Annotated in this window: 13 protein-coding genes; 5 read left to right on the top strand and 8 right to left on the bottom strand. The window is 36.9% G+C overall.

The window, feature by feature from the left end:
* The first annotated feature begins 39 nt into the window (after positions 1-39).
* Both U0839_RS01340 and U0839_RS01345 read left to right on the top strand, forming a co-directional pair.
* Complete coding sequence (locus U0839_RS01340; RefSeq protein ID WP_413549908.1) at positions 40-1434, top strand: OprO/OprP family phosphate-selective porin; 1395 nt, start codon at positions 40-42, stop codon at positions 1432-1434.
* Positions 1435-1614: 180 nt separating this feature from the next.
* Complete coding sequence (locus U0839_RS01345) at positions 1615-3117, top strand: OprO/OprP family phosphate-selective porin (protein ID WP_155565216.1); 1503 nt, start codon at positions 1615-1617, stop codon at positions 3115-3117.
* A 4-nt stretch (positions 3118-3121) separates the two neighbouring features.
* Here U0839_RS01345 and U0839_RS01350 read toward each other — a convergent pair whose 3' ends face one another.
* The 3 genes from U0839_RS01350 to U0839_RS01360 form a co-directional block, all read right to left on the bottom strand.
* Positions 3122-7696 (bottom strand): AAA family ATPase, encoded by a 4575-nt coding sequence (locus U0839_RS01350; protein ID WP_413549910.1) that lies wholly within the window; start codon positions 7694-7696, stop codon positions 3122-3124.
* A gap of 21 nt (positions 7697-7717) precedes the next feature.
* Positions 7718-8350 (bottom strand): thioredoxin domain-containing protein, encoded by a 633-nt coding sequence (locus U0839_RS01355; RefSeq protein ID WP_122123344.1) that lies wholly within the window; start codon positions 8348-8350, stop codon positions 7718-7720.
* A gap of 153 nt (positions 8351-8503) precedes the next feature.
* Complete coding sequence (locus tag U0839_RS01360; RefSeq protein WP_155565218.1) at positions 8504-8848, bottom strand: DMT family protein; 345 nt, start codon at positions 8846-8848, stop codon at positions 8504-8506.
* 260 nt (positions 8849-9108) lie between these two features.
* On the opposite strand from U0839_RS01360, the gene U0839_RS01365 reads away from it, so the two are divergent.
* Positions 9109-10068, top strand: coding sequence for a carbohydrate kinase family protein (locus U0839_RS01365; RefSeq protein ID WP_413549912.1), 960 nt, complete (start codon positions 9109-9111; stop codon positions 10066-10068).
* Between the two features lie 30 nt (positions 10069-10098).
* On the opposite strand, the gene U0839_RS01370 is transcribed toward U0839_RS01365, so the two are convergent.
* From U0839_RS01370 to U0839_RS01390, 5 genes are all read right to left on the bottom strand, one after another.
* Positions 10099-11082: a hemolysin family protein gene (locus U0839_RS01370; protein ID WP_413549913.1), complete on the bottom strand. Its 984-nt coding sequence runs from the start codon at positions 11080-11082 to the stop codon at positions 10099-10101.
* A 2-nt stretch (positions 11083-11084) separates the two neighbouring features.
* Positions 11085-11582, bottom strand: a complete 498-nt coding sequence (ybeY, locus tag U0839_RS01375; protein WP_155565220.1) for an rRNA maturation RNase YbeY — start codon at positions 11580-11582, stop codon at positions 11085-11087.
* A 14-nt stretch (positions 11583-11596) separates the two neighbouring features.
* Positions 11597-12568, bottom strand: a complete 972-nt coding sequence (locus U0839_RS01380; protein ID WP_413549931.1) for a PhoH family protein — start codon at positions 12566-12568, stop codon at positions 11597-11599.
* Positions 12569-12694: 126 nt separating this feature from the next.
* Entirely contained in the window at positions 12695-14077 is a 1383-nt protein-coding gene (gene miaB / locus U0839_RS01385) for a tRNA (N6-isopentenyl adenosine(37)-C2)-methylthiotransferase MiaB (protein WP_155565221.1), read from the bottom strand.
* 275 nt (positions 14078-14352) lie between these two features.
* Complete coding sequence (locus U0839_RS01390; protein WP_196424224.1) at positions 14353-15132, bottom strand: lysophospholipid acyltransferase family protein; 780 nt, start codon at positions 15130-15132, stop codon at positions 14353-14355.
* 587 nt (positions 15133-15719) lie between these two features.
* Here U0839_RS01390 and U0839_RS01395 point away from each other — a divergent pair.
* Both U0839_RS01395 and U0839_RS01400 read left to right on the top strand, forming a co-directional pair.
* On the top strand, positions 15720-17630 hold the full coding sequence (locus U0839_RS01395) for an autotransporter assembly complex protein TamA (protein ID WP_413549916.1): 1911 nt from the start codon (positions 15720-15722) through the stop codon (positions 17628-17630).
* The gene (locus tag U0839_RS01400; RefSeq protein WP_155565224.1) at positions 17630-21910 is read left to right on the top strand and encodes a translocation/assembly module TamB domain-containing protein; all 4281 of its coding nucleotides are present in this window, start codon (positions 17630-17632) and stop codon (positions 21908-21910) included. The genes U0839_RS01395 and U0839_RS01400 overlap by 1 nt, the downstream gene beginning before the upstream one ends.
* Positions 21911-22048: the final 138 nt, after the last annotated feature.

Here is a 22048-nt window from a genome sequence, read left to right on the forward strand (position 1 = left end):
AACAGGTCTTTATTAAAGAAAATCCATGGAAATTGTAAAATGCGAAAATCTTATGAAACTTCTATGGCTTTTTCAAAATTCGGGATTTATTCAATATCATTATATTTTTTATTGAATTGGGTTTCAGCCGCGAAAGCCAATGATGATTCTTTATTCCAAACAAATCAGGTTACTTATTTGGATCCATATAAAAATATAATTTATGACATGGGTGATTTTAAAATCAGCTTTCCCAAAGGTAGATTTTTATTAAAATCAATGAATAATCATTTCAGTCTATCAATTGGAACGTCCATTCAATATGATATTGGTGGTTTCATAGGATCCGATAAAAAACATAATCAACCCGATATGGGTGGGTCACAGGCTGTATTGAGGCGTGCAAGATTTATCATAACAATTGCCTATGATAACTTTAAAATTATTGTTGCTCCTGATGTTGGACGTGGTGCATTGGTTAATGATTCATTTCATGAGATTAATCTTAATTATATCGGGTTTTATCATACAGATTTATCCGTTGGTTTGATACAACCATCAGTCACTTTGCTGGGATCTGAAACATCTGCAGGATTTACCCTGGTAGAACGCCCCATGATCATTGATCTTGTAAGAAATATAGCTGGTGCGAATGCCAGAATAGGATTTACAGCCTCTCATTGGGGAAAAAATTATTATATTGGCGCTTCAGTTACCGGACAGCGTTTTGGTAAATTTTATCAGGATTTTCAAAAGAATCAAAAAGGGGGAATTATTCGTGCTGTCATCCATCCAATAGGATCTCAAAATTATGATTTGCATATGGGAGTGAGTGGAACGGTCGCATTTCATGGAGATAATCGGAGATATTCCATGAATGCACTGCCAGAGGCCTTTATCTGGCCGGGGCGTCCCTATATTCGTACCGGAAAAATTAACGGGGTAAACAATGTTTGGGCAATAGGTCCTGAATTCGCCTTTAGATTCAACCGTTTTATTATTCAGTCAGAATATTACTCAATTGATTTGCAAACAAATTCGGAAAATAATTCACGCCGATCAAATTTAAAGTTTGCTGGATGGTATGTCAGTACAAATTATGTCTTGTTCGGTCAACCAAGACAATATTTTTCCGAACGTGCTTATTTTTCCGCACCAAAAAATGTGCTTTTTAATCCAGCGGTAGGGGATTGGGGAGCACTGGAATGGACAGCACGCTGGAGCACCATGAATTTAAACAGCCATCGATACGATTGGGATAACGGCAAAGTAAAAAATATACATGGTGGAAAACAGCACGTTATCGCAACAGGTTTCAATTGGTATCCAGCTGATCAGATGCGATTTTCGCTTGAATATAATTATGTTTTTGCCACTCGTTCAAGAAATAATTATTACAATAGTGCTGGTCGTAAAAGTAATATTCTCATTTCTCGTATCGAATTTAATTTTTAGAAATTTAATTCTCCCAAGGGCTTGATTTTTAGAGGTAAGGCTTTAAGCTGTTTTTGAGAATATACAAATTTAAAAGGATTTGAATGATTATTCATTACTGAAATGAGACAAAATTTATAAACAGAGCTGCTCTGTTTAATCTTTCTTCAGTTTAAGGCTGTTAATACAGTAGGATCCTTCATGGTTCAAAAAAATCGAATAAATAGTGTAGAGGCCTTATATAGGAATATAAGACCTATTTTGTCATGTTCATTTAATATTATTGTTTTAAAAGCTACTATTTCTTTTGCCTATGCTCAAACAGAACGTGTTTCTAATTCATTGATTTCTGCATTTCCTAATTCCAGAAACAAACAATCCATTTACCTATGTTTGGATCATAAACAGGATTGTACAATGTGGAATGCTGACAAAATTCGAAACATTGATATTTATAGGGATATTTCTTATCAAATAGGTCATTTCAATTTGAATTTTCCCAAGGGACGTCCAACTCTGGTATCCAGTGATCGTCGATTTAGTATCTCTCTTGGGGCAAGTTTACAGTTTGATATTGGTGGAATTATAGGTCCGGATAATAAACGCAATGGATCCAGAATGGATGGTTCACAGGCATTTTTGCGTAGGGGGCGATTTAATGTTGCTATCCGCTATGATGATTTCATCATTAATATAACACCGGATGCAGGGCGCCCAGCATTGGTTAATAATTCCATTTATGAGGCCTATTTAAAATATGTCGGATTTGAAAACACCATTATCGCTATTGGTCTGTTACAACCTCCCATAACTATGCTGGATACTGAAAGCTCAAATGGATTTATTTTGGTTGAACGTCCAATGATTGTTGATCTGGTTAGAAATTTAACAGGATCAGATGCCCGTCTTGCCTTGATGATGACTCACTGGAATAAACGGTATTATCTTAGCGCTTCAGTTACCGGACAAAGGTTGGGAGGAACCTATCAGGATTTTCAAAGAAATGAACTTGGCGGTATTGTAAGAGCGGCGGTAAGACCTTTAGCTATCAATCATTATGATATGCATTTGGGTTTATCAACAACTTTTGTGACACATGGTGATAGCCGAAAATATTCATTAAGTACGGGACAGGAGGGGCAAGTTTGGTTGGGCCGTCCTTATTTGCGAACAGGAACCATTCAGGGTGTAAATAATATATGGGCAATAGGACCTGAATTTGCGGTAAGATTGAATCGTTTTCTGATACAGTCTGAATATTACTCCATGTTTTTGCAACGGGTTGCGGAAAAGTCAGGCAATAGGCCCAATTTGCATTTTTCTGGCTGTTACATTAGCGTCAATTATGTCCTGTTTGGACAACCAAGATCCTATGATGAAAGTAAAGCTGTTTTCACTCCCCCTGTCGGGAGCTTTTTCAATCCTGTCGCGGGAGAATGGGGAGCTTTGGAATGGTCAATCCGATGGAGCAACATGAACCTTAATCATTATAAATATCGTATGAATGAAAACGGTCATTATCTTGGGGTTCAAGGAGGAAAACAAAATATATTTGCAACAGGGTTGAATTGGTATCCCTCGTCACATATGCGGATATCACTTGATTATAATCATGTAATGGCGACACGGTCTAGAAATAATTACTATAATTCAACTGGACGCACAAGTAATCTGATTATGTCCAGGGTACAATTTACATTTTGACAAACTAATAAAGTTCCAGTTGTTCATGTTGTTTATTTTGTTGAATTTTAACAGCATCTTCAAGATCAATTGAAATCAGTTGGCTTATGCCGCGTTCCTGCATCGTAACACCATAGAGGCGTTGCATGTGACTCATGGTAAGTTGATGATGGGTTACAACTAAAAAACGTGTCCCTGCCTGTGACATGTCAGACAACAATTTACAGAAACGTTCAACATTGGGATCATCTAGAGGGGCATCAACTTCATCAAGAATACAAATTGGAACAGGATTACATCGGCTGACAGCAAATACAAGTGATAAGGTTGTCAACGCTTGCTCACCACCAGAAAGTAAAGAGAGCGTTGAAAGATTTTTTCCTGGAGGTTGAGCATAAATTTCCAAACCGGATTGTAATGGATCTTCATGAGGTAAAAGCTTAAGATAAGCTTGTCCGCCATTAAACATACGGGTAAATAATTCCTGAAAATGATGATCCACCTCCTTAAAAATAGCGTTTAATTTGCTTCTTCCCTGTTTATTAAGTTTACAGATAGATTCACGTAACTGTTGGATTGCTGTGGTTAATTCATTGAATTCGTTTTCAAGATGGTTAAGTTCTGTCAGTTTTTCCTGATATTCGAGGTCTGCCCGCAAATTGACAGCTCCAAGTGCTTCCCGCTGTGCCTTTAATGATGCAATTGAATTTTTTAATTTTTTTTCTGCCTGATCATCCAGATCATGATCATTTCTCTCGTTTGACAGGTTTTTGATTTCGTCGGTAATGTCGCTATCAAGTTGAGCAAATACAATCTCGGCTTGTTCTTTTTTGGTTTCGGCTTTTATAAGTTGTTCTTGAATTTTATTTTTTTCCAGCTTTATATTTTGTAAATTCTGTTCGGCATTTTTTTTTGCTTGATCATATTCTATATTTCTTTTTTGCAATTCTTGATAATTTGCAGTAGATTGCCGTTCTGCATTTTTAAATTCATTAAGTTTGGATTTTAAGATCTCAGGTAGTTTATCTATATCTTTAAGTTGATTTTCAAGATTCAGTATTTTTTTAAGAATTTGCTCTTTTTCGTTTTGTCTTTCCCTGAAATGTTCTTGCCATTTGTCCAATTGCTGAGCAAGGGATTTTTTTTGAATGTCCAGATTATCTTTTTCTTGAAGAATTAAATGATAGTCAAGCCGTTTTTTTTCTTTTTCTGTTTCATTAATTCCATAGTCCTCTTTCAGTTTTTTTAATTTATTTTCCATTTCTTCACAATTAATGCGATGATTAAGATTATATTCCGCTTGATGAAAAAGAACGGAAATTTCTTTTAGATCGTTTTCAAGTTTCTGACATCGTGGAGTCAGGGCATCCAGCCGGCTTTGCTGCTGAATAGTAATTTCCTTAAGAGATTGATAAGAAAGTTGAGCCTGATTTAATTCAGTTTCCGTTTTTAGAAAAAATTCATTTTCATTATCTAACTTTTTGCTAAGCGTATTGATCGTATCTTCAATAACATGAACAGATTGAAACATTTCTTTAGGATTTTCTGCTTGATTAAGTTGTCTTTCCAAATTATTTAAATTTTTCCTGTTTCTATCAATCTCTATTTCAAGATGTGCAAGTTTTTCCTGTAGAGATTCAATCTGGATTTTGTTTTGTGCATTTTGGTTCAAGCGTTGTTGATATTGTTCCTTGACTAAGGAATATTGATGTTCATATCTATTGATATCCTCTTTTTTTTGCTTAACAATCTGTTCTTTTTCTCTTTCTATACGTAAATATTGATAAATTTTCTCTTTATCTGGCAAGGGTATCTGGGTCTTTTTTTGTGCTTGTTCAAAATATAATTTTTTTGTTTTAAGTTCGTTTTGAGCCTGTTGGACAGCAGGTTCAATGGCGTTAAATTGCGTCTCGGCCATTCTGGCTTCATTTTGCAAAGCGTAAAAATCCTGAGTAATTATTTGTGCCCGTTTTTCAATATCCCTATATTCGCTTTTGATTTGCAATAATTTATTTTTAAATTGTATTTGTGTATTTTTTAATTGTTCATACAACTTTTCTATCTGTGGTGATTTTTGTAAATGACGTTTTAAATCCTCTTCGATATTTTGCAGAAGGTGTTTTTGAACCAATCGTTGTGCAGATTTGTTTTGAATGGCATGTGTTTGGTAATAACCATCCCAGCGCCAGATATCTCCTTGTTGAGTAGCCAGCATTTGCCCTGGTAAAAGATGGGGAAAAAGTTTATTCCCTTCTTCAACTGAATTTACAATTCCAATTTGCTGAAATGCTCTTTGTAAGGGCGGCGGCGGGGAAATAACATCAAACAGGGTTGGCAATGCACCTGTTAATGTTGTCTTGATATTACTTAGGGTAACCCAGCCCCGGGATGCATCAAGACCAGTTGGTGCATCAATAGTGTCGTCAAAAATTGCAGCTATAGTTTTTATCCATTTCTGAGGTATTGATAAAGGATCAAGAACGGCTGGTAATTCAGTATTGATGTTTTCCTCTGATGTTTGTTTAAGGATTTGTGCCAATCCTTGCTGTCTTGCTTCTAAATTACGAATTTTACTTTCATGTTGTTGGACAATGGAAGACTGTTTTTCCAAAGCTTCTGTATTTTTCTTTAGGTCATTTTCAATTTGTTCAATTAATTGATGCTGTTTTTTTAATTGTAAATTAATATTTTCAAATTGTGTTTGTTGTTCCTGAAGATATTCAGGAGCAATTAGCTGTTTGGCCAGATATTCCTGTTGTTTGGTTAAAGTCTCGAATGAATTCTGTGCCTGTTGCAAGTTGGTATGAATTATGTCAAGATTCTTTTTGTTTTGATCATGGATCTGTAATGCTTGATTATAAGAATTTTCCTGTTCAAGGCGTTTTTTTATGGCTGCTTGATGATGCTCGAGTGCCAAATCAATTTCTTTTTTACTTTTTTCAAGAGTAATTTGTGTGTTGATTAACTTTTCCTGAAATTGTTGTTGTTCTTCTGTTGCTAAAGACTGACTTTGCAGTTGAGTGATTTGATTTATAGTATTTTGATAATCATCATTTAATCGCTTTTCTTGTGATTTGATTTGTCTTATTGTCTGATTGAGATCATTATAATTTTTTTCTACTTGTTGGGCATGATAAGTTTGTTTTTCCTTTTCAAATTCCTTGGACTGAATGGTTTTCTGAAGAATTTGACGGTTTGCTTCAATCTCCTCTAGTTTTTTTTCGAGAATATTTAGTTCCTCTCGTTTTTTTTGCAGTTTTTCAGCTGAAGGAAGTTTTTCAAGACAACTTTTTTGTTCGGATAAAAGCTGTTCATATTCGGATTGAAATTTGGTTTTTTCATCATTCACCTGATTAAAATATTGTGTTATCTCATGATTTTTATTTATAGATTCAGACAGTTTTTTTTCATCTTCATGGATTAAATCAAGCAGGATAGCACTTTTTTCTTCTAGGGTTTTAACCTCCTGTTCAATCTGGAGAATTTTTGTTGGATGATGGTCAAGTTTTTCATTAATTGTGTTGATTTTGATTAGAATATTTTCCTGATCGGATTGATTATTTTCAAGATGAGACTGTATGTCAATCAATTGGGTTTTGTTTTCTCTCAGCCGGTCATTCAATTGCTTTATTTCTTGTGTTTTCTGATTGAATTCGTTTTCAAGTCTAGAAATCTGCTGGCGCTGATGATCACAATGAACGCGCGTCTGAATTTCCTGTTGATGCAGGGTAGCAGATTCTTTTTCCATAGCTTCCAGATTGTTGTGCAAATCCAGAATACAATTTTCTTTTTCCCCAATTCTATTTAGAATAATTGAAATTTGCGTTTTAAGATCAAGAAGCTGTTTTTGCGCCCGTTGGTAATAAAGTATCTGCAAATTGGTTTCTTTATCGCGTACAGCTGTAGATATCTCACGGTATCTAGTGGCTTGTACAGATTGTTCTTTAAGTGTTTGGGTTTGATTTGTCAGCTGCTCTTTCAGGTCATTTAATCTGTCTAGATTTTCTTCAGTTGCTTTTAATTTCAGCTCTGCCTCTCGTCGACGGTTATATAACCCAGATATCCCTGCAGCCTCTTCTAGAACCTGTCTTCTTTCCTCTGGTGAGGCGGAAATAAGTTGTGCTATGCGATTTTGACTTATAATTGCTGTTGAACGTGGACCTGATCCAAGATCAGCAAATAGGGTTTGAATGTCCCTGGCGCGTTGTATTTTTCCATTAAGGCGATATTGACTGCCTCCTTCCCGTTCAATTTGGCGGGAAATCTCAATTTGATTTTGGTTATGAAAACAGTTTGGAATAACCTCATCAAACCCGTTTTCGGTTTGGTTTTTAATATTTTCAAGAGTTATTGCAACTTCGCCAATGTTAAAGGCTGCACGTCGTGCAGTTCCTGCAAATATGACATCATCCATTCCTGTACCCCGCAGGGAACGGGCGGAACTTTCCCCCATAACCCAGCGAATAGCCTCTACAATATTTGATTTACCACATCCATTGGGACCAACTATACCAGTTAATCCAGGTAAAATATCAAGTGAAGTCGTATTTGCGAAACTTTTAAAACCAGAAATTTTTAAATGGGTAAAATATATTGGCATATAAGTCTGTTGGTAATGAAATTATGAAGGTACAGTTCTTGTCAACGCATCATTAACTTCCTGATCAAATTTATCAAGCGTTAATTCACCGACAACCTTTTTACCGTTGAAGATAAAGGTTGGTGTACTGTCTATTTTGAAATGTTTTTCAGCGTAATTGCTTTCTTCCAATATTATTTTTTGAATTGCGTCATCATGAGTTACCTGCTGAAAACGCTCTTTGGACATACCAGCCAAAATTGAATATTTTTGCAATTCTTGCAAGGGATCAGCATTTTCATTGAAAGCCCATTGATCAAGATTACTCAGGAGGGCTGTAATAAACGGTTTATATTGATCTACTGGTAGGGAGCGTGCCACAATCGCGGCTTTTAGAGCTACTTTATCCAGGGGAAAATCTTTAAAAATGTAGAAAACTTTTCCAGTATCAATATATTTTTTTTGTATTTGGGGAAGTATATCATGCGCAAAACGTCCACAATGCACACAGGTTAGCGAAAACCATTCTTCAACATGAACTTTTGCATTGGAATTCCCGAGTGTACGAGGAGTTGAAAAATTTTTAGGTATTTCCGCATGAGTCGGAATTTTGGTTGCCATAATAGTCAAAACAGGCAAAACTGAGGCTAGTAAAGAGCGTCGTGTTATGGACATGATATTATTTCCAGTAAAATAAGTTCAAGTATGAGATAAATTTCAATTTAGATAATATCCCAAAGGATTGGTAAAATTATTAATTATTTCTCATTTATAATTTTTATAACAAAGAAAAACCATACAGTTCTGGAAAGCAAGTTAAAAAAATTCTCAACCACCACGAAATATAAAGTATACAGCTCCCATAACGCATAAACCGGCCCATAAATAATCAAGCTTAAAAGACTGATGCATGAAAAATATGCTGAAAGGGATAAATACGGAAAGAGTTATTGCTTCCTGCATGATCTTTAACTCACCAAGGGATAGTTTTGTAAACCCAATCCTGTTGGCAGGAACCTGGATAAGATATTCTCCAAGAGCGATGCCCCAGCTGATTAATGCAGCTATATACCAGGGTTTGCCGGATAATGTTTTCAAATGACCATACCATGCATAGGTCATGAATAAATTTGAGCAGACAAGCATCAATGCTGTAATAAGCCAAACAGGCATATATTTTCCTTATGTTCGTAGGTTTGTTGGTGATATCAATCTTGGAATGATTGAAATGAATAAGGTGTAAAGAGTAATATTATTTCCAATATAATTTATTTAAAAATGAATTTTTAAATAAATTGGGATTGTTATTTGTGTCTCGATTTCTATTTTTTAAAATATCAATACTGGTTTTTTAATTTGTATTCCCTAATATAATGTTGGTAACATCTTGGTGATTCATCAAAATATGCAGTATTTTCAAAAAGGAGATTTGGATGATTATTGTTTGTGGTGATGTTTTAATTGACTTCATTCCCGATAAAACAAAAGATGGTGCAGATTGCTATTGTCCAGCCCCGGGCGGATCTTGTGCAAATATATCTGTTGCAATAGGTCGTCTTGGTGGCGCTGTCGGATTTATGGGAGGAATTTCCACTGATTTTTGGGGTGAGAAATTGATGGAATTTCTCGAGACATCCAACGTTGATGTAAAATATGTTGCCAGGGGAAACCAACAAACAACCCTTGCCTTTGTTGAATTGGGCAATGAAGAACCCGCCTATGCCTTTTATGATGAAAATACTGTATCGAGATTATGGGTTCGTTCACAATCCCCCGGATTTTCCGACGATGTCAATTTGATCCATATTGGTTCTACTTCTCTGATTGAACCTCCTATTTCTGAATCTTGTGAGCAGATGTTCAGAATGGAAAAAGGAAAAAGAATTTTATCAATTGATCCAAATTGTCGACCCAGCAATACACATCATCCAGCTGTTTATAGAGCACGTATGGCACGTCTGACAGCCATGGCGGATATTATTAAATTATCCAAATCTGATCTGGAATTCTTATTGCCTGACACCAGAGTTGATGATGCTGCCAAACATTGGATCAATCAGGGTACTTCCATTGTTATCATTACACGTGGAAGCGAGGGTGTTCTTTGTTATCTGCCAGGTCATGAAGTCATTGAGATTCCACCTGATTATATTGATAATGTAGTGGATTCAATCGGGGCAGGGGATACTTTTATGGCGGCAACCCTGACCTATTTACAAAAAAATGGATTTTTGACACTTGACAAAATTAAGACTATCACGCCTGCTGAAATTACCAAAGCCTTAAAATATGCATCGGTTGCTGCGGCAATGATTTGTGAACGGCGTGGAGCCAATCCTCCTTGGGAACAAGAGGTTGATGAACGGATTAAAAGGAAAGCTATAAAATTATAGAGTGATATGAACCCTGTTTGATAATCAGGGTTATATATTGTTTGAATTGGTTTCTGATAGGGTGTCTGAATCGTTGGATGTGGGTAAAGACCAGTTCTGAGGGATATGCATTCGCAGACGACGTATATGTCGCGGGTCAGCCTCCAGAACCCTGAATATCAATCCAGATGGGTGAGTTAATACCTCTCCCTTGGTCGGAATATGTTCAGCCAGATGGAAAACAAGTCCACCCAACGTATCCATATCTGAATTTTTTTCTTCTTCGGTCAAGAATGATCCAATTTTTTCCTCAAGATCTTCAAGATGTGCTCTTGCATCCACATCCAGCGTATTGTTCCCCCGTTCGATAATCATGTTGGCCTCAGGTTCATCATGTTCGTCAGCAATATCGCCCACGATTGTTTCCACCAGATCTTCAATCGTTATCAATCCATCAATGCTGCCATGCTCATCAATTACCAGCCCCAAATGAATCCGGTGTACACGCATTTGTAGCAGGAGATCAAGAACTGGTATTTGAGGTGCGATAAAAAGGGGCTGTCGAATGACTGTACCAAAATCGAAATCTTCACTGTGTCCAATATAGGAAATAAGATCCTTAACGTGCAACATCCCCTGGATATTGTCTAATTCCTGATGATAGACAGGAACTCGGGAATGATTTTCATGCTGCATAATTTCCAGTGCCTGCTTGAAACTGATTGAATCATCAATGGCAAATATATCAGCCCTTGGTATCATTACATCATCAGCCGTTTTATCTTTCAATCTTAATATATTGGAGATCAGTAATCGCTCATGCGGATTGAATTCCTCCTTGTTGTCATCGGGAATTGTAGGTAAATGATTGTTTCTGTCATCTACAAGGTTGACAATTGATTGTCGCAAATTGTGCTGATGTCTTTGATGGAACCAACGTTTAAAAAAAGATTTGTAACGGTTTGGCTTTGTATTTGATTGTGACTGTTCTGATGCGGTATTATTCGGCGCATTATTACCTGGCGCACGAAACATGGCTATATACTCCCAAAAGACGAGTTTTTCCAGGGATTCGGGATCCCGATTTTACCTAAAAGATAGGATTCCTTCATTTCCATGGTTTTTGTTTCATTACATTTAAGGTGGTCATATCCCTCTAAATGCAATAAGCCGTGAAAAATAAGGTGTGTCAAATGATGGCGCATTGGTTTTCGGGCTCGACGGGATTCTTTTTGAATGGTTTCCAGGGCAAGAATAATGTCCCCTCCATAGGATTGGGGATCTGGATGCTCAAAAGTAAGAACATTTGTAGGTTTATTTTTATTCCTGAATTGGCAATTCAATTTTTGTATTGTCTGGTCATTGGCAAAACAAAGCGTGGTTTGTTCAGCAAAAGGTTGCAGGGTATAAATACGGTATATCAATTCCTTGAGATCAGGAATCAGTTTATACCACCTCTTGTCTTGTATAATTATTACTTCACTAAAAAGAAAATCAAGAATTTGATATCGATATTGCCGGAAGAGGAACGTCATCAGGAAATTTCTTTCTAGGATTTATTCTCGGAAGATATTTTTAATTTTGCTGACTGTTTGTCATAAGCCCTTACAATACGATTAACAAGAGGATGTCTGACAACATCTTCTGCCTTGAAACGAAGAATCTCAATACCGGAAACACCCTGTAACGTATCAACAGCATCCTTTAATCCTGATTTGATCATGGGTGGCAGATCAATTTGGCTAAGATCGCCGGTTATGACCATTCGTGAACCAGCCCCTAACCGTGTCAAAAACATTTTCATCTGAGCAGGAGTGGTATTTTGGGCTTCATCAAGTATGACATAGGCATGTTCAAGTGTTCTACCTCGCATAAAGGCAAGAGGAGCCACTTCAATTTCCCCGCTGGTCAGTCTTTTGACAACTTGATCTCCTGGCATCATGGCGTATAGAGCATCGTAAAGGGGACGAAGATATGGGTCAATTTTGTCTTTCATATCTCCAGGAAGAAACCCCAATCGCTCGCCAGCCTCTACAGCGGGACGAGATAGAATAATACGATCAATCTGACCAGATAAAAGCATGGAAACTGCCTGGGCTACAGCAAGAAATGTTTTTCCTGTTCCAGCGGGGCCAATTCCGAAAACCATTTCATTTCTTGCCAGCATTTTCAAATAGTTTGCCTGTCCCGTTGTGCGAGGTGAAATGGTACCTTTACGTACAGAAATTGTTGGAATTGATTCTGGTTGTTTGAGTTCCATGGATTCAGGAGGTTCATTTTGTTTTGATGGATAAAGAATGGATAAGAGTCCGTTATAGGCCATGCGTATGAAATTATTAATGATGGTAGAGTTAATTTCATTATGAGTATATATATGTTGATACAGATTGCTTACTACTGTTTTGGTAAGTTCAACCTGTTGGATATCCCCTTCAATGACCAGATAGTTTCCCCGACAACCCATGTTGACCTGAAGTTCGTTTTCAATCTGAACCAAATAGCGGTCATGATCTCCCAACATTTGAGCCAGTAATAAATTGTCAGGAAATTGCAGGGTTGTTTTTAAAAAAGATTCGTTTTTTACTTCTTCTGATAAAAGAATGGGATGAATCTGTAGGGAAACTTTATTATTCAAAATGGTTCCTTTTTAAACTAATGTTCCTGAAAGCGAATTTGTCAAAGATTTATCAATTCTAACTTGACATTCTCGACCGATTAGCGATGTGTCACCCTGAATGTGAACCGCTTGCAAATAGGGGGACTTTCCCGTTATCTGACCTTGTTTTCGACCTTTACCAACAAAAAGGATGGGAATGGTACGTCCGACCGTATTCTGGTTAAATTGATCTTGCTGTTCTCTTAACAAAGCCTGTAAGGCCTGAAGACGAGCATCTTTTTCTTCTTCCCTAACCTGATGCATGGAAATAGCGGCAGCCGTTCCGGGTCGGGGGGAATATTTAAAGGAAAAAGTTTGTGAAAACTGAACGTCACGGACAAGCTGCATGGTATCTTCAAAATCTTTCAGGTTTTCACCAGGATGACCGACAATAAAGTCTGAAGATAAAGCAATATCAGGACGTGCCTTGCGCAATTTATCAATAATCTTACGGTATTCATCAGCTGTATGTCCACGGTTCATGGCCTTGAGAATACGGTCTGATCCGGACTGAACCGGCAAATGCAGAAATGGCATTAATGCAGGTAAATCACGATGTGCGTTGATAAGGCTGTCATCCATATCCCTTGGATGGGAAGTCGTGTAACGAATACGGCTTAATTCTGGTAATGATGAAAGTTTTTCTGCAAGACGAGCCAGATTCCAAATGTTTCCGTCAGGACCCTCTCCATGATAGGCATTGACGTTTTGACCAAGTAAAGTGATTTCCTTTACGCCAATACTGCAAAGATGAGTAGCTTCATCAAGAATTGCCTGTACAGGACGACTGACTTCGGCACCACGTGTATAGGGAACAACACAGAATGAACAAAATTTGTCACATCCCTCTTGAATTGTTAAGAAAGCACTGTAACCTGTATTTTCCTGAGGTATGGGCAAAAAATCAAATTTGCTTTCAACAGGAAAATCGGTTTCGATTATACTCCCCGATTGCCGGGCCACTTCCAAAATCATTTTTGGAAGACGGTGATAAGTTTGAGGACCTAACACGATATCAACATAGGGAGCCCTCTGAAGAATGATATTTCCCTCAGCCTGAGCTACACATCCAGCCACTGCTATAAGGGTGGGGTTCCCCAGCTGATTGCGATATTCCTTTATCTGTTTCAAACGTCCTAGTTCGGAAAAAACCTTTTCAGTGGCTTTATCGCGTATATGGCAAGTGTTAAGAATGAGAACATCCGCCTGTTCAGCTTTATCCGTTACTTTGTATCCTAATGGACGCAGCAAATCGACCATTCGGTTGCTGTCATAAACATTCATTTGACATCCCCATGTGATTATATGCAGATATCGCCGTGATGTTTCATTATCTAAATTTGCATTTGTCAAAGTAAAGTCTCGTTGAACCATATCAGGATTTGGCCTTGGTATTAGGATATTTTTGAATTACAATAAAATACACTTTTTATAAAAAGACAGGAATAGATACAAGCTATTTATCCATTAATATATGAAAATTAATATTCAAATTGAAGATAAGTAAAAGGTTTTTATTATTTAAATATGAATTAATATTTTGTATATCCAGAAATGTTGCAAGAAAAAATTGAATTAGTTCATTAACATTTATATAATTTAATATAGGTATGATAAATCGTAATTCATATTTTATCAGATAAAAAATATTAAATTATTTTCTTTATTTCATCTTTAGAATGATTTGATCTTAATGCAACAGTACCCTTGGCAATAATATCCCAGGTTTCCTGCGCAAGATGTTTACGGGTCTTGAAATTTTCTGGATATAAAGGATCATGAAAAATAACGGATGCATGCATATCGGAATATTGACTAAGATTCCATAAATGTGGTGCCAATTCCATATCACCATACCAGCAGTAAATGGGTCGGGTGAACCTGTTGACAGGTAACATGTCCAAACGATCATATGTAATTGAAATTGGTTGAATAATGGGTGTTTTATAAGTTATGGTGTTCTTACCATGGGGTTTTGCCAATGCAAAAAAAGAGGACATAAAAGGGTATAAATGCGATCCATCAGAAGAGGTGCCTTCTGGAAATAAGATTAGGCTATCATTGTTTCTTAATCTTGATTGTAGTTCAATTTGTTCTTTAGCTGTTGAGTGTCGTTGTCTGCTGACAAAGGAAACGCGGCCAAGTTTACATAAAATACTGATAAGAGGCCAGGTTCCGACCTCCTTTTTTGCAACAAAACATCCAGGCAATAATCCGCCTATAGTGACGATATCCAGCCATGAACAATGATTGGCAATGTATAAGATTGGACGATCCTGTCCCTTTTTTGAGTCCAGGGCAATAATCTTGCCGAAGGTATGAAGGCGTAGCCCCAGTAATTTTCCCACAATATACCAATAATACCTTGCAAAATTGGTTTTTAATTTTCCAGGGAGTTTGACAAAGATTGATTGTACTGGAATAGCCATTCCAGTCCATCCCAAAATGGTGAAGATTCTGAGAATTGCCCTAATTTTTTTCAGAAATTTAGGATTATAGGTATTAACTGCATTTTCATTATTGTCAAATAATGAATTGAAATCTATACGTGACCTATCTCTAATTTTTTTATTATTTGACTGAAAAATAATATTCTTAATTTTGGATAACATAAATAACAAAATTCATAATTTTAACAAAAAATAAAATACAGTTTTCTCAGTATTGTAATATAAAAGTAATAATCACGGGCTTTATAATTGTTATCTGAAAATATGTGTAACGACAAGATTTATTCATAAAGAAAAATTTAAAATAATTTACCAAATTTTTGGCGTTTTTTTATTTTAATGTATTTTTCTTTTGAAGAGTTCCTTTAATTTTTATAAAAGAAAATACTTTTTATAAAATCCAATTTTTATTCAGTATACTATAGGGAATATGCGTTTTGTCATCTTTTTGGTTTTGGTTTGAAAACGAAAAATCCATACAATATAAAGGTGATAATAGAAAATTAGGCATTCGTGATTATTTCATATTTATAGTGTTATTTATTTTGAGCTGTTTTAAGCAGGGAGTGGCTGCAGATCCTCAATATTATAGAGTGAAAATATATTCAATAGGAAATGAGACAATTGATAAAGTTTTGTCAAACACATCCAATTTGGTTACTTTACAAAAAACAAATGCTGTAAATGCGTTTGCGTTGGCTGGTCGAATTAAAAGTGATTATGTCCGTTTTAAAAATGCTATGGACAGTTTCGGATATTATGATGCGAAAATCAGTATCAAGGTTGGAACTGCGGCTGCGTTACATAATCAAAAAAATGTAAAATTGAATAAAAGAGAGCAATCCGATGATATATTCAAACATGAAAAAGATATCATTGCCAATGGAATAATTGATGGTGCAAGTACGGATTTACCAAATTTTATTGATAAAGTGCCTGTCCAGCAGGATGTTATCATTATTGTTCATATCCAAAAGGGATCCCAATATCGCATAGGTCAGTTAGAGTTCAAGAACTTACAAAAAAATGAAATCATCCAGTTATCAGCTAGGCAGCAAAGGGAATTCGGATTGAAAATTGGTGATCCTGCCGTTTCCGCTGATATCGTTGCCGCTCGGGACAAACTGATCAAGGGGTTGCAGGAAGAGGGACATGCCTTGGCTAAAATGGGAGAGCCCGTTGCCTATCTGCATCCAGACAATAAAACCTTGAATGTTGTTTTTGATATGAATATGGGTCCTGTAGTGGACATAGGTGATATCGATTTCAAGGGTTTGAAAAAGGTCAACGCGAAATATATTCGTCGCCGGTTGTTATTGCATGCTGGACAGTTATATCAACCCTCAACTATTGAAAACGCACGCATGGATCTTTCTTCAACTGGTGTTTTTTCGAGTATTGATATGCACGTTGCAGATCATGTTGATCAATCGGGTCGAATACCATTAACCATAACCTTTAAAGAGGCTAAACGAAGAACCGTAAGTGTTGAAGCGGGATATTCGACGGATCTTGGGGGAAGGTTAGGTGCAAAATGGACGCATCATAACATATTTGGTAATGCCGAACAGTTAAAATTGGCAGCCATAGCGACGGGTATAGCAGGAACAGCCCAACGGGGACTGGGATATGATGTGTATGCGGATTTTACCAAACCTGATTTTGGACATCGTAACCAGGATTTTAATGCACGTATTGAAGCTGTAAAACAGAAGCTGTACTCGTATAATCAAACAGCGTTTCTTGCAAAGGTTGGAATGACAAGAAAATTTGGTAAACGCTGGAGCATGTCAGCTTATTTGGGTGGAATACAAGAACATATTATTCAGCGAGGTGAAAGAAACAATTATACCATGATCAACCTTCCACTGGGTGCGGCATATGATGGAACAGACTTGGTCAATCCAATGATGTCTCCAGATCACGGAATGAAAGCGTCTGTATCTATAACGCCGACGGAATCTTTTGGAGACAAGACTATATTTTTTGCAATCATGCAAGGAACAGCCTCTACCTATTTTGATTTAACGCATCTGGGATTAACGAAACCTGGTCGTTCAATTTTTGCATTTCGTGGAAACATTGGCAGTATTCAAGGGGCCTCACGAATGAATCTTCCCCCTGACCAACGTTTATACGCAGGAGGTACTTCAACTGTAAGAGGATTCCGTTTCCAGGGTGTCGGTCCTCAATTTAAGGGGAGTAAATATGCAAAAGGGGGAAAGGCAATGGATACGGGAACGGCTGAATTCCGGCAAAGAATACTTGGACAATTTGGTGCCCAAGCCTTTATTGATGCCGGTCAGGTCAGCAGTGACAGTATGCCTTTTGAGGGGAAGGTTCAGGTAGGTGTTGGTGGTGGATTTCGATATTATACGCCCATGGGGCCCATACGTTTAGATATCGCAGTACCCGTTAAGCGACCATATCGAGGAGATCGGTTCGAAGTTTATATAGGTTTGGGGGAAACCTTCTAATGTCTCAATCTAGTAAGGAACCTGAAAAGAAGCAATCCATCGACAAAGTATCAAGGAATATAAAGGTTAGAAAAGTCAAATATTCTATAATCAAGGGTATATTATGGTTTCTGGCAAGCATACTCATATTGCTTGTAGCTATGGTTTTTGCATTATTCATTTATCTTAATACGCAGAGTGGAAAAGAATTTCTTTCAGATAAAATTGATGTTTGGACCGATCATTCCATAAATGTTAAGGGAATTCACGGGAATTTTCCTAATCATCTGATTGTTGAAGAAATCACGTTGAAAAAATTGCCATCAACGGATAAACCGTGGTTAATATTAAAAAAAGTCAAACTTGATTGGTCTTTTTTTGAATTACTGTATAAAAAATTATTTATTCAAAGTCTTTTGGCTGAAGAAATTGATATTGAGGATTTACCAAAATCCACACAATCACCAGACGCATCATATTCCACATCATCCGATTTGTCATTTTTATGGTTATCTGCCTCGATTAACCATTTACAAATTAATAAATTGCATCTTGCTCAGACAATTTTTTCAAAAACGTTAGATTTAAAGGTTAACGGAAAACTATCGACTTCTAATATATTATTCTTTCTAGATGAATTTAAACTGAATGCATTGCCTGACACAAATCTGGAGCTTGATGGTGAAGAACTTAATAAATCAACAAATCTTTTCTTGAAGTTAACAGTTAAAAATCATCAGGTTTCAAAAGGACAGTTAACTTTTTTGGCAAAATCCAATCCAGATGGAATTCTTGAACGTTTATTAAAGTCCGATCAATTAACTCCCTTATCATTTAATTTGTCGCTTGATGGACCGTTTGATTCATTGAATACAAAAATGGAACTGAAATCAAATCAGACGTATTTAAGGGAAAATGGACATATTGACCTTAATCATTCAAAAATGAATGTTGATTTATCCGGTCATTCTCCAGCAGTGACCTTGAATCCGCAAATTCATTGGGATGGATGGGATCTAGATGCCAGATTGACTGGATTATTGACAAAACCAATCGGTCAGGGAAAATTCAAACTGGTCAATCTAGCGGCTGGTAAAACGTTTTTGAATAATCTTATTGTTTCTTTTTCGGGAGAGCAAAATGATGATTTGCAAGCCATAAATTCAAGGCAAATCGATAGAGCTCATATACATTTAATTGCAGAGGGGTTGCGTGTTCCCGGAAAACATCCAATGATGTTTGCCAAAGTCCCAATTATAGCTGATGCTGTATATGGAATAAATGAACCTGAACAATCAATTGATTTTCGAGTTCAACATGACCTTGTGAAGGCTGTGGGACATATCTTTTTTCACCCTGTCTTAAAAGGATCGATTGATCTGGCTCTACCACATTTAAGTGATATAGCCGAATTGACAGGTGTTAGGTTGGGAGGTCAATCAGTATTCAATCTTGCTTTTACAATGCCAGAGCATGCAGATAATCCAATTGTATTTGATTTGGATGGTCCCATACAGGTTAATCAAGGATTACCTGCAATGGTAAATATGGTTGGATCCAAGGGACATCTTGGTATTCATGCACGTATTTTCCATAAAGAAAAACCTGATATCTATTTGGATAATTTGACAATATCAGGTCAAAATTTATCAATTCAAGGTAATGGACATTTATTGGATCAACAGGTCAGGGCGGTTGTTAATCTTAATATAGATAATCTTATGGCACTTTCCCCGTTATTGACGGGTCAGGGAAAGGCGGTTTTAAAAGCTGATGGATCTCTGGAAGATCTGGGTTTGAGATTTGAAATGGCTACTAAATTTCAAACATCATCAAAAAGAGATTATGTAATAGCGCCAAGCGATTTAAAAATGAAGGCTGAGCTGAATCATTTATTTGCGCTACCAACGCTTTTGGTATCCTTGAATGGAAATCTTGACCGTTCACCGATAGAAATGGAACTGTTGGCAAGTCAAAAGAAAAATACTGATAATTATTATTTTAATTTAAGAAAATTGAATTGGCGATCCTTGAATGGTCTCGCTGATTTTAGTATTTCCGGTAAAAATATAATTCCTAATGGTAACCTTGATATAAAAATAACTCGACTGGCCGATTTTAAAAAACTGGTTCGACAGAATATTGAGGGCAATCTTGCCTTACAAATCCATTCCTCACCGCATACAAACCAAAAATTATTCGTTAATGCAAGCAGCAAAGTGAATATGCCAAATTACAGGTTCAATAATTTGCTTTTAACGGGTTATATTGATCATCCATTAGAGAAGCCCTTAATCAATTTAAAGGCGCAAATTTCGGATTTTCAGCTTCCACAGGCAAAAGGTAATATCCGGTTAAGTGCCAATGGTTTTATCGATAACTTGAAAGTAATGGCAAATGCTGATTTTCCTTCGTTAATGCAAAGTAAAGGTGCATTTGATACGGCACTACTGTTGGATTTGAAGAAAAAAAATGTTTTTTTGCAAAAACTAAATGCATTGGCAAAAGGTGAAAATATACACCTGACTGCTCCAGCCAAGGTGGATTTTGGGGAGAAAATAGCCATAGATCATTTTCGTTTAACCTTGGCTCCTCCAAATGCGCCCTTGGCCATTATCGATTTGGCTGGAGTAATTATGCCAGCATTAAATTTGAATGCTAGTATTCAAAATGTGACTCCTGCCATTTTAAAACCTTTTTTACCTCAGTTACAGGCGAATGGAATCTTAAATGCCCAGGCCAGGTTAAAAGGGACGTTGGAAAAACCCACAGGTTCAATTCAAATTAATGCAACGAATATTAAAATGCTTACAGGAGAAGCCGCCTCTCTACCTGTTGCACAATTGATTTCTCGGACAAATTTGATGGGTAAAAATGCCCAAACGCATACGCATTTACAAATGGGAAAGAAATTTGATTTGAGTATGAATGGTTTAATACCTTTAAATTCAAATGGTAAGATGGATTTGAATCTCGAAGGGAAAATTGATTTGGGATTGGGAAATGCGATTGCGGGTGCCTATGGTCAGCAAGTCAAGGGCAATATCAATCTTGCCATGCAAATTGCGGGTAGTTTTATGGAACCGATTGTTAATGGAACTGTAAAGCTTTTCAAAGGAAGTTTTAGAGATTACGCACAAGGGACAAGTATTCAGGATATACAGGCAAAGCTTGTTGGGAAAAAAGATCATATAACCCTTGAATCACTTACTGCCAAGGCGGGACATGGGGATATATATGCCAATGGACAAATTGGAGTTTTTCAACCGGGTATTCCGGTAAGCTTGCATATGAATATGAAAAATGCCCGTCCATTGGTTAGTGATTTGTTAACAGCCATTCTTGATGGCGATATCGATGTTAGTGGAATGGCAAAATCAAAAATTGATATGAAGGGAATAATTCGGATCAAACATGCCGAGATTAATATACCGCATTCTATTTCAAGTTCTGTTGTTCCATTAAAAGTAATTCGTCCAGGTGACAAGATTGAAACAGAAAGCAGGCCAAATCTTCCAGGACCCATTATCGGTTTGGATTTAACCATTAAATCTGCCGGTCAAATCTTGGTTCAAGGTTTCGGACTGTTTACAGATATGGCAGGCGCATTGCATATCACTGGAACAGCTGATGCGCCTTCAGTTGCGGGGGGAATGAAGATGCAAAACGGTCATATTGATCTTTCAGGAATATCATTGGATTTCACAAGGGGTGTGATCGGGTTTCAGGGAAGTAATGTAGATCGCAAGATTGATCCCTCTCTGGATTTTGAGGTAAAAAAAACGGTTGAAGGAAACACGGCCAGATTATTGATTACAGGTTTTGCAAGTTCACCCAAAATCACGTTAACCTCTTCTCCTCCATTGTCACAAGACAGGGTTCTAGCCATTCTATTATTTGGTGTTGATTCACAAAGTCTTTCGGCAACCCAAATGGCAGAAATAGGATTGGCATTGGCAACGTTGGGAGGACAAAGTGCAGGGATTGATCCCTTGGGTACCGTGAGAAAAAGCCTTGGATTGGATCGACTTTCTTTAGGAGGAGGGAGTCGTAGCAATGAAAATGGAGGCTCCAATAATGGGGCAAGTGTTGCTGCAGGGAAGTATGTGGCAAAAGGTGTCTATATTGGTGCCAAACAATCTACAGGCAATGCAGGTACACAGGCCGAGATGCAGATTGATATCACCAAACACTTGAAAGCTACTGCAGCGGTTGGAACGGGAAAAGACAATTCAAGATTTGTTACCCCAGATAATGATCCAGGTAGTAACGTGGGATTGCTTTATGAATTTGATTATTAAGGCAAATCAGAAAATATAAATTTTAATTTGATATCAATAATTTATACAACCAATCAGGAATTCGCTTATTTAACATTAAAAAGAAGACGATTTGAATATGTTTTGAAACGGTATTATTATTCAAGCGTCTTTTTTTCT

Source organism: Commensalibacter sp. A3DC (assembly GCF_047307945.1).
Classification (GTDB): domain Bacteria; phylum Pseudomonadota; class Alphaproteobacteria; order Acetobacterales; family Acetobacteraceae; genus Commensalibacter; species Commensalibacter melissae.